Source organism: Allobosea sp. (assembly GCF_036675845.1).
Classification (GTDB): domain Bacteria; phylum Pseudomonadota; class Alphaproteobacteria; order Rhizobiales; family Beijerinckiaceae; genus Allobosea.
Window position 1 is genome coordinate 20,072 of the sequence record NZ_JAKFED010000122.1, and the last position, 9,425, is coordinate 29,496.

General features: G+C 67.9%; 11 protein-coding genes. 7 read left to right on the forward strand and 4 right to left on the reverse strand.

The window, feature by feature from the left end:
• Nucleotides 1-8 precede the first annotated feature (8 nt).
• Nucleotides 9-989 carry a quinone oxidoreductase family protein gene (locus tag V6M56_RS13165; RefSeq protein ID WP_332684349.1) on the reverse strand — a complete coding sequence of 327 codons (981 nt, stop codon included), beginning with the start codon at nucleotides 987-989 and terminating at the stop codon, nucleotides 9-11.
• 97 nt (nucleotides 990-1,086) lie between these two features.
• On the opposite strand from V6M56_RS13165, the gene V6M56_RS13170 reads away from it, so the two are divergent.
• From V6M56_RS13170 to V6M56_RS13195, 6 genes are all read left to right on the forward strand, one after another.
• Nucleotides 1,087-1,419 (forward strand): ArsR/SmtB family transcription factor, encoded by a 333-nt coding sequence (locus V6M56_RS13170; RefSeq protein ID WP_332684350.1) that lies wholly within the window; start codon nucleotides 1,087-1,089, stop codon nucleotides 1,417-1,419.
• 5 nt (nucleotides 1,420-1,424) lie between these two features.
• Nucleotides 1,425-2,126, forward strand: a complete 702-nt coding sequence (locus V6M56_RS13175; RefSeq protein ID WP_332684352.1) for an HAD family hydrolase — start codon at nucleotides 1,425-1,427, stop codon at nucleotides 2,124-2,126.
• A gap of 237 nt (nucleotides 2,127-2,363) precedes the next feature.
• Nucleotides 2,364-2,573 carry a cold-shock protein gene (locus V6M56_RS13180; RefSeq protein WP_332684354.1) on the forward strand — a complete coding sequence of 70 codons (210 nt, stop codon included), beginning with the start codon at nucleotides 2,364-2,366 and terminating at the stop codon, nucleotides 2,571-2,573.
• Nucleotides 2,574-2,883: 310 nt separating this feature from the next.
• A complete protein-coding gene (locus V6M56_RS13185; protein ID WP_332684355.1) occupies nucleotides 2,884-4,356 on the forward strand; it encodes a DEAD/DEAH box helicase in 1,473 nt (490 codons plus the stop codon).
• Nucleotides 4,357-4,438: 82 nt separating this feature from the next.
• A complete protein-coding gene (infA, locus tag V6M56_RS13190) occupies nucleotides 4,439-4,708 on the forward strand; it encodes a translation initiation factor IF-1 (RefSeq protein ID WP_057187732.1) in 270 nt (89 codons plus the stop codon).
• Nucleotides 4,709-4,715: 7 nt separating this feature from the next.
• Nucleotides 4,716-4,985, forward strand: a complete 270-nt coding sequence (locus V6M56_RS13195; RefSeq protein WP_332684374.1) for a hypothetical protein — start codon at nucleotides 4,716-4,718, stop codon at nucleotides 4,983-4,985.
• A gap of 197 nt (nucleotides 4,986-5,182) precedes the next feature.
• On the opposite strand, the gene V6M56_RS13200 is transcribed toward V6M56_RS13195, so the two are convergent.
• From V6M56_RS13200 to V6M56_RS13210, 3 genes are all read right to left on the reverse strand, one after another.
• Nucleotides 5,183-5,809: a hypothetical protein gene (locus tag V6M56_RS13200; protein WP_332684376.1), complete on the reverse strand. Its 627-nt coding sequence runs from the start codon at nucleotides 5,807-5,809 to the stop codon at nucleotides 5,183-5,185.
• A gap of 686 nt (nucleotides 5,810-6,495) precedes the next feature.
• A complete protein-coding gene (locus V6M56_RS13205) occupies nucleotides 6,496-6,621 on the reverse strand; it encodes a hypothetical protein (protein ID WP_332684377.1) in 126 nt (41 codons plus the stop codon).
• A 51-nt stretch (nucleotides 6,622-6,672) separates the two neighbouring features.
• On the reverse strand, nucleotides 6,673-7,980 hold the full coding sequence (locus tag V6M56_RS13210) for a cell wall hydrolase (RefSeq protein WP_332684378.1): 1,308 nt from the start codon (nucleotides 7,978-7,980) through the stop codon (nucleotides 6,673-6,675).
• 312 nt (nucleotides 7,981-8,292) lie between these two features.
• Between V6M56_RS13210 and V6M56_RS13215 the strand changes: the two genes are divergently transcribed.
• The coding region (locus V6M56_RS13215) for an MFS transporter (protein ID WP_332684380.1) at nucleotides 8,293-9,425 on the forward strand (1,133 nt) is incomplete at its 3' end.

The window sequence follows — 9,425 nt, forward strand, 5'->3', positions numbered from 1 at the left end:
CGGCCGGTTCAGGGCGTGATCAGGATCGCGCCGTTGACCCGGCGCGCTTCCGCCGCCTCGTGGACCGCGACGATGTCGTCGAGCGAAAAGCGCGCGCCGATATCGACGGCGACATGGCCTCTGGCGACGGCGTCGAAGAAGTCGGCCGCATTGGCCCGGAAGGTCTCCGGGTCGGCGTTGTGGGGAAAGACGGACGGGCGCGTCAGGAAGAGGCAGCCCTTCTTGCTCAGCAGATCCGGCTCGATCGCCGGCGCCTTGCCCGAGGCGGCGCCGTAGCTGACGACGAGGCCGAAGGGCGCCACGCAATCGAGCGACTGCAGCAGCGTGTCCTTGCCGATCGCATCGTAGACGACCCGGGCCTTGCGCCCGCCGGCCGCCGCGACGAAAGCCTCGGGCCAGGCCGGATCGTTCAGATCGATGACGGCCTTGCACCCTGCCGCCAGCGCCGCGTCGCGCTTCTGCGGCGAGCCGGTGGTGCCGATCACCGTCGCGCCCAGTGCCGTCGCCCAGCGCGTCAGGATCTGGCCGACGCCGCCCGCCGCCGAATGCACCAGAAGCAGGTCGCCGGGCTCGACGCGGTGCGTCTTGCGCAGCAGATATTGCGCCGTCATGCCCTTGAAGAGCAGGGTCGCGGCGGCTTCGTCGCTGACATTGTCGGGGAGCCTGACCAGCTTCTCCGCCGGCACGTTGCGCCTGTCGGCATAGGCGCCGACACCGGCATGCATATAGGCGACGCGCTCGCCCGGCACCCAGCCGGCCACATCCTCGCCGAGCGCCTCGATCACGCCCGCCGCCTCGAAGCCGAGACCGGTCGGCAGCGGCAGCGGATAGGCGCCCTTGCGCTGGTAGACGTCGATGAAGTTGAAGCCGATCGCCGTTTGGCGAATCTGGACCTCGCCCGGTCCCGGCGCGGGAAGCTCGCGCCGCCTGACGGAAAGGACGCTCGGCGGTCCGAAGGCTTCGAGAACAACGCTGCGGCTTGTCGTCATGGCGTTTCCGCTCCAGAGATGATCGTCGCAATGGGGCACAATGCCAGGTACGATGCAAGTCGTACCTTGGCGAGGTTCGATCGGAAGGGCCGACACGTTGCCAGATGAGAACGGCCATCCGGCTGTCGACGAGATCGAACTGGGCGCGGTTTTCGCGGCGCTGGCCGATCCGCTGCGCCGCCAGGTCGTGCTGACGCTCGCGGCAGCGCCCGGTGAGGTCCGCCATTGCAGCGCGTTCGACCTGCCGGTCACCAAGGCGACGCGCACCCATCATTTCCGGGTTCTGAGGGAATCCGGGCTGATCCGGCAGGTCGATCTCGGCAACAGCCGGACCAACCAGTTGCGCCTGGCGGAGTTGCGGAATCGCTTCCCCGGGCTCGCCGATCTCCTGCTGGCCGAAGCCGCGAACATCGGCGCTGCGAAGGGGTGACCGGAGTGGCGAGAAGCCTGACCACCATCGGCTTCGACGCCGACGACACGCTCTGGCAGAACGAGCAGTTCTACCGCCTGACCGAGGAGCGCTTCGTCGCGCTGCTCGGCGAGCATGGCGAGGCGGCCGAGATTTCCGGCCGGCTGCTCGAGGCCGAGAAGCGCAACCTTGGCGTCTACGGCTTCGGCATCAAGGGCTTCACGCTCTCGATGATCGAGACCGCGATCGAGGTCACGCGCGGGCAGGTCTCGCCGGCGGTGATCGGCGAGATCCTCGCTGCCGGCCGCGAGATGGCGGCCCATCCGGTCGAGACCCTGCCGCACGCGGCGGAGACGCTGGCGGCACTCTCGGGCGACTACCGCCTCGTGCTGATCACCAAGGGCGACCTGTTCGACCAGGAACGCAAGCTCGCCCAGTCCGGCCTCGGCGACTTCTTCGACGCGGTCGAGATCGTCAGCGACAAGAACGTCTCGACCTATCAGCGGCTCTTCGCCCGCCACGGCGCCGGCCCGGAACGCGCGATGATGGTCGGCAATTCGTTGAAATCGGACATTGTTCCGGCGCTTTCTGCCGGCTCCTGGGCCATCTATGTGCCGCATGCGCTGACTTGGGCGCTCGAACATGCCGAAGAGCCGGCAGGCGAGGCGCGCTTCCGCAAGCTCGCGGATCTCGCTGGGCTGACCGAACTGGTGCGGGAGATCGGCTGATCCCGCGCGGAACGGCGTGAATCGGGCGCTCTCTGGACCCGTGTTGCAAATCGTGCTACCTGCTCCCATGTATGACGAGATGCGGCCGGGTTCTGGCCAATCCTCCGCGCGGTTAAACCTGTCGGCGGGCACGATTCAGATCCACCACACATCGCTACAAGTCCAGTGCGAGGCGTCCGCGCGTCGAGCCCTGGGTCGCAACGATACGCGGATCTGAAACGCAAGGATTTGCATTCCATGGAAAAGGGCACCGTGAAGTGGTTCAACGCCACCAAGGGGTACGGCTTCATCACGCCTGAGAACGGCGGACAGGACATCTTCGTCCACATCAGCGCCGTCGAGCGCGCCGGCCTGCGCGAACTGCGCGAAGGCCAGGTCGTCTCCTACGAGCTGATCGCCGATCGCAAGACCGGCAAGTCTTCGGCCGGCAATCTCGCCGTCGCCTGAACGATCAAGACTTCCGGGCGGGCCTTCGGGCCCGTCCGTTCCAAGGCGCGCTTTCCGTTCGGCCCGTATCGGCCGGGCGACAGGAGCGCGCTGCGGCTACATCCGGGGCGTACTCTTGTTGCAAAAGTGGTTCCACTTTTGCGGAAGATGCTCCGGAGCGGGCACACGCCCCGCATGACGACATCCTCCGGCGCAGTGGCTAGCGGTTCGCCGGGCGGAAAGACCTTCATACGTAAACCGAGTATCGCATGACGCGGCGCTTCCGTTCTCCACGTGCGCCCCTTGCGATCCGGTTCAGGAAAGACCTGTTTTGACAAAATTTACCGACCTCGGCCTGGCCGAGCCGCTTCTCAAGGCGCTCGCGGCCGAAGGTTATGAGACGCCCACGCCGATCCAGGCGCAGGCGATCCCTTCGATTCGCGACGGTCGTGACCTGCTGGGCGCCGCCCAGACCGGCACCGGCAAGACCGCCGCCTTCACCCTCCCGATGCTGCACCGGCTCATCAACCAGCCGCGGCGCATGCAGCCGCGCTCGGTGCGCGCGCTGATCCTGTCGCCGACGCGCGAGCTCGCGGCCCAGATCGAGGCCAGCATTCGCGCCTACGCCCAGTTCACCACCGTCAAGTCGACGGTGATCTTCGGCGGCGTCCCGGTCGGCAAGCAGATCCGCGCGCTCGGCCAGCATGTCGACATCCTCGTCGCCACGCCCGGCCGCCTGCTCGATCTCGTCGACCAGCGCGCCGTCTCGCTGCGCGAGATCGAGTTCCTGGTGCTGGACGAAGCCGACCAGATGCTCGATCTCGGCTTCATCCATGCCCTGCGCCGGATCGCGACGCTGATCCCGGCCAAACGCCAGACCCTGCTGTTCTCGGCGACGATGCCGAAGGCGATCCGCGAGATCGCTTCCGCCTATCTGACCGATCCGGTCGAGGTCGCGGTCGCGCCGGTCGCGACCACCGCCGAGAAGGTCGACCAGCGCGTCGTCTTCACGGAAGCCGGCCAGAAGCCGGCGCTGCTGGCGAAGACCCTGAGCGTTCCCGAGATGGAGCGCGCCATCGTCTTCACCCGCACCAAGCACGGTGCCGACAAGGTCGTGCGTCAGCTCGAGCAGTCCGGCATCGCGTCCGCCGCCATCCACGGCAACAAGAGCCAGGGCCAGCGCGAGCGCGCGCTCGGCGCCTTCCGGGACGGCGAGCTTCGCATCCTGGTGGCGACCGATATCGCGGCGCGCGGCATCGACGTCGACGGCATCAGCCATGTCATCAATTTCGACCTGCCGAACGTGCCCGAGACCTATGTCCACCGCATCGGCCGCACCGCGCGCGCCGGCGCGTCCGGTGTCGCCATCGCCTTCTGCACGCCGGAAGAGCGCGGCGATCTCGCGGCGATCGAGAAGCTGACCAAGGTGGCGCCGACGCCGATCGGCGAAGTGCCCTATTGGGACGGCCGCACGCCGAAGAAGCCGCCGCAGAACCAGGGCCGCGGCGGCCGTGGCCAGCAGGGCGGCGGTGGCCGCGACAATGGCCGGCCGCAAGGCCAGCGCCAGGGCGCCAAGTCCGGCAATGGCGGTGGCAATAACGGTGGCGGCCGCAATGGCGGCGGCCAGCGCAGCGATGCGCCGCGCCCGAACCAGCCGCGCAGCGAACGTCCGGCGCCGCGCACCGACGCGCCGGCGGCACGAAAAGAAGCAGCTTCCGGCAATGAAGGGCTTGGCGGCGTCGCGTTCTTGCAGCAAAGAACGGAGCAACGACGCACCAATGGCGCCAGGCGGCGCGCGAACTGACGCGTAGCCCGCTCGACGGGCCGGATCGCGGCAAGCCTGCTGGTCCGGTCCCCGTGCCGAAGAGAAGACGAAGGATCAGGGAATGGCGAAGGAAGAACTTCTCGAATTCGACGGCACCGTGGTCGAGGTGCTCCCGGACGGGAACTACCGGGTCAAGCTCGACAACGACCATGTGATCCTGGCCTATGCGGCCGGGAAGATGAAGAAGAACCGTATCCGCACCATCGCCGGCGACCGCGTGGTCGTCGAGATGTCGCCCTACGACCTCGACAGGGGCCGCATCAACTTCCGCCAGAAGACCGCGAGCCCCGGCCCGATGCCGCCGCGGCCGCAGAACTTCCGCCGGCGCTGAGCCGCCGGTGCGCTTCACCAAGCCCGAGCAGTTCTTCATCGCCGCGGGCGTCGGTCTCGGCGCAGCGGCCTCGCTTGCCGCCAATACCGGCTGGATCACCAAGGGCGGGACCTTCCCGCCCTTCGTCTATGTCCTGCTGGCGCTGGCGCTGGTCGAGGTCGCAGCCAGCCTGCTGATGCGCCAGCCGCCCGGCACGCTCATCGCCATGCCCGCCCGCATCCTCGCCTTCGCGCTCGGCGTCGGCGTGCTGCTGCTGCTCACCGGCGGGCTCGCCTGACGCCGGCACATCATTCTCGGGCTTGACCCGAGAATCTCAGGCCGAGCGGTCGCCAACGAGGCGGAGATGCTCGGGTCAAGCCCGAGCATGACGCGTCATTCGCAATGACGTTTGGGCCAAAAAAAGCCCCGGCCGAAGCCGGGGCGTAAGTCATGGTTTCCGTGATGAATAGGACTACGTGGAAAGTTCGGTGAAACTCAGTAGCCGGCCCGGGCCCAGCTCTGCGAGCCGGGGCTGACCAGGACCTGGCGCTGGCGGGTCGCATATTCGGCCGGCACCGTCTCGTGCACTACCTGCGTGGCGCGGACCATGACGCGGCGGCTGCGCTGGCTGTAGACCGCCGGCACGACGTCGTAGTCGACGGAGGCCGGAGCGACCTCGACGGTGCGCTGCTGGTAGCCGTACTGCGCCGGGACCTGGACCCAGCAGCCGGTGGTCCGGCCATAGGCGTCCTGGCTGACTTCCCAGCGCCTCGCCGCCGGCGCGATCAGCACCTTCTCGGAGACGGTCCTGTACTGGGCCGGGATATGCCGCGCGACGCGGCGTTCCGGCTGGACCATCACCTTCTCGACGACCGTGTCGTATTCGGCCGGGATCACTTTGGAGAAGGTGCGGGCAGGGCGGACGACATAGCTTTCCTCGACCGTGCCGTAGACCGGCGGCGTTGTCACCAGCTTGTAGCAGGAGCCGCCGCAATCGCTGACCGGCGCCCGGTAGCAGGACGAGCCGTAGCAGCCGCCGGCAGCGGCCGGAGCGGTAAAGCCGAGCGCGCCGACTAGGGCGGTGGCGGCGATGCCGCCGAGCGAGAGAACCCTGGATGCCATGTCTGACCTCTGCCCCGTTGCGCGGCACTGCGGCTGCGTCGTTGGGCAGAGAAAGCCGGACTGGACTGATGAACGCAAGGTAAACGCGGAAACAAGGTAAAATTAACCATGGTTCGCCGCCCGGCGCGTTCAGCTCTGTTGCTGGCTTCTTGCAGGTTTCTCTTGCATTCGAGCGGTTCGGGAAACCGCTCGTCAGGGCAACGGGCGCCGATCTTGCGGGGCCGCCGGACCGGAAAGCCCGCGAGCCCGGCCCTCGAACTGGATCGCCGGAGGGAAGTGGAGAGGGAGCGTCACTGCCTCCCACAGCGCCGCCCCCTCTCCGCAGGCATCTGCCTGCGCCCGACTCCGGTCTCGAGTGCCGTGTGCCGCCCGGCCCATTCCGAGGGTCGAAGACGAACAACCGGTCCGTACATGACACCGCCCGTCGCGCCGGTTACGCCTGGATTAAATCGGCGTCACTTGTCGGGGAGGGGCGGGGCATATCTTGGCTCGATCTGCCCTATTGAGGCACCGAGCACTACTTCGGCCGGGGATTATTCGGCCGCGAGCCGTTCGCTGAGAGTCCGTTTGAGAATTCGCACAGCCCTCATCCTTCGAGACGCGATCCCGTGGATCGCTCCTCAGGATGAGGGCTCGGGGCGTTGTCAAGCAGCTTCTCGGGAAACGATGTCGAGATCGGTGCGATGTCACTGGCACTCGGTCAGCGTCTGCCCATTGCCGATCGAATGGGTCTGGCACCTGGCGCTTTGCTTTTCCGGATTTGCGCAAGCGGTCGCCAGCAACGCGACCAAGCCCGCGACGATGAGTTTCATCGGTTGTCTCGGGTCAGCAGCAAAAACCCGGCTCCTTGCGCTACAGCACCCTCAAGTCTGCCCCGGCCTGAGCTTGTAGAAAACATGCCGGCCGATCGTATCCATCTTCTTCAGCTTCCGGGCCCAGTAGGGGCGGACATAGTCGGCGTGGTAATGCGTCGAGGCGCCGACATCGGCGAGATAGGTCGTGCCGTCATAGACCTCGCGCGCGATGCGGGTGGCGTCGCGCCAGGGGCCGGGCTCGGTGATCCGCAGCGACTTGCCCTCGCAGGCGAAGGTGAACTGGCAGGCGAGGTGGCGGTTGCGGTTCTGGTAGACGGTCCCGCAGACGCTGTCGGGATAGAGCCCGCTCTTGACCCGGTTCAGCACCACCTGCGCCACGGCGGCGCGACCCTCCTCGGATTCCGAGCGCGCCTCGAAATAGATCGCCTCGGCCAGGCAGCGCTGTTCCTTTGCCATGTTCTCGGGCGCGATCAGGCTGGTGTAGATCTGCTTGCCCTCGCTCTCGCGCTCGGTCCGGCGCGCCGTGGCGTCGCCGTTCGCCGCCGCCTTGGCGATGCGGCTTTGCGGCTGCTGCGCGGTCGCGGCCGGGGTGGCGGGCTGCGGCGTCGCCGAGGCGATCCTGACGCTGTCCCCGGTCGTCGGCGTCGTCGAGGACTGCGCCAGGCTGCCGGCGACGGAGGGGGTCGAGCCGTCGATGCTCTCCAGATGCAGCTCGGCCTCGCGCGGCGAGGTGATGATGCGCCGCACCGCGGTCGGCGAGGCGTCCGAGAGCGCCGGATCGGTGACGCCCTCGTCATGGGCCGGCGGCTCGAAGCCGATCTGCGGGCCGTCATAGCCGTCGAGCGCCTCGAGCGAGAAACCGCTCGAGACCATGTCGGGCGCTTCGCCGAAGACGATGCGCTCGAGCTCGCCGGGCGGGCCGTCGCGGGTCAGCGTCGGCCGCAGGCCGACGAGCGGGTCGCCCTTGGCGCTGCGGTCGACCTGGGGGAAGGAGCCGGCGGCGCGCTTCATGTCCTCGCGCGGCAGGCGCGGATCGGCGACGAAGACGTTTTCCGGAGCCTCGAAGGAATGCCGCGCCCGCTGGATCATCCGCGCGAAGGCGCGGTCGGGCAGGCGGAAGGCGCTTGCCGCGACCAGCATCGAGGGTCCCTCGGCCAGGTCGGAGTGCGGGTTCGGGGCGGCGCGGGCGATCAGCGATGACGGCGAGGCATAGGCGTGGTGGTTCTGGCCGGCCGAGGCGGTGAACGAGACCAGAAGCCCGGCCGAAAGCGCCCAGGGCGCGACCGTCGCCAGCGCCCATCTCAGGCTGGCGCTGCGGCTTCGCTTCGATCGGTGACGCGGACGCAACTGACTCAAGGCGCTCAACCCGAGAGGAAAGGAAACGGCATGCGCGATCCGCGATGATGCAAATCCGCGACAGTTCGATAATCCCTGGTCAGGGTTGAGGGTCGGTTAACAGGCCGGCCATGGCGCCGGCGAGGAGCGCATGCGCCTTCCGGGCGAAAGCCGCAAAGGCCGGCGGCGAAGGCCCGGAACCGCGGTCTGCAACGGCCGCGGCGCGGTTTTCCCATGCAAGGCTGTGATGCGCGATGTCACGGAATCGCGTTGGAATCGCCGTGCCGCCGGGGTTAACGTGCAGACACACGTTCCCATTCTCCGGAGCCTTTCATGAATTCCGCCACCAGGCGCAGCCATGCGCCGGAGATCATCGTCGCCGCCGGCTGCCTGATCGCGCTGATCAGCTTCGGGCCGCGCGCCAGCGCCGGGCTCTTCCAGATCCCGATGACGCTGCAATTCGGCTGGGGCCGCGATACCTTCGGCCTTGCCCTGGCGATCCAGAACCTGCTCTGGGGCCTCGGTGCCCCCTTCGCCGGCGCCGTCGCCGACCGTTTCGGCATCGTCCGGGTGCTCTGGGTCGGGGCGCTGCTCTATGCCGCCGGCCTCGTCATGATGGCCTATGCCACGACGCCGCTGGAGCTGCATCTCGGCGCCGGCGTGTTGATCGGCTTCGGCCTCTCGGCCTGCTCGTTCAACCTCGTTCTGGCCGCCTTCGGCAAGCTCCTGCCGGAGCAGTGGCGGCCGCTCGCCTTCGGCGCCGGCACCGCCGCCGGCTCCTTCGGCCAGTTCCTGTTCCCGCCGATCGGCAACATCCTGATCGAGACGCTCGGCTGGCAGCAGGCGCTCGTCATCTTCGCGGTGACGCTGCTGCCGATCATCCCGCTGGCGACGATGCTCGCCATGCGCAAGACCGGGACGGCGGCAGCCGGGCTGACCGCGGCCGCCAACCTGCCGGGCCAGACCATCCGCCAGGCACTTGGCGAGGCCTTCAAGCATCGCTCTTACGTCCTGCTGGTGCTCGGCTTCTTCACCTGCGGCTTCCAGCTCGCCTTCATCACCGTGCACATGCCGGCCTATCTCAAGGATGCCGGCCTGCCGGCCTGGGTCGGTGGCTGGACGCTTGCCGCGATCGGCCTTGCCAATGCGGCGGGCTCGCTCGGCTCGGGCTGGCTGACGTCGCGCATGCCCAAGCGCCATCTCCTGGCCTGGATCTATCTCGGCCGCGCCGTGGCGATCGCCGCCTTCATCCTGATCCCGCCCAGCCCGGCGACGGCGATCGTCTTCGGCATCACCATCGGCCTGTTCTGGCTCTCGACCGTGCCGCCGACCTCGGCGCTGGTGATGCTGATGTTCGGCACGAAATACATGGCGATGCTCTACGGCTTCGCCTTCTTCTCGCATCAGGTCGGCGGCTTCCTCGGCGTGCTGCTCGGCGGCATCCTCTATGAGCGCTTCGGCTCCTA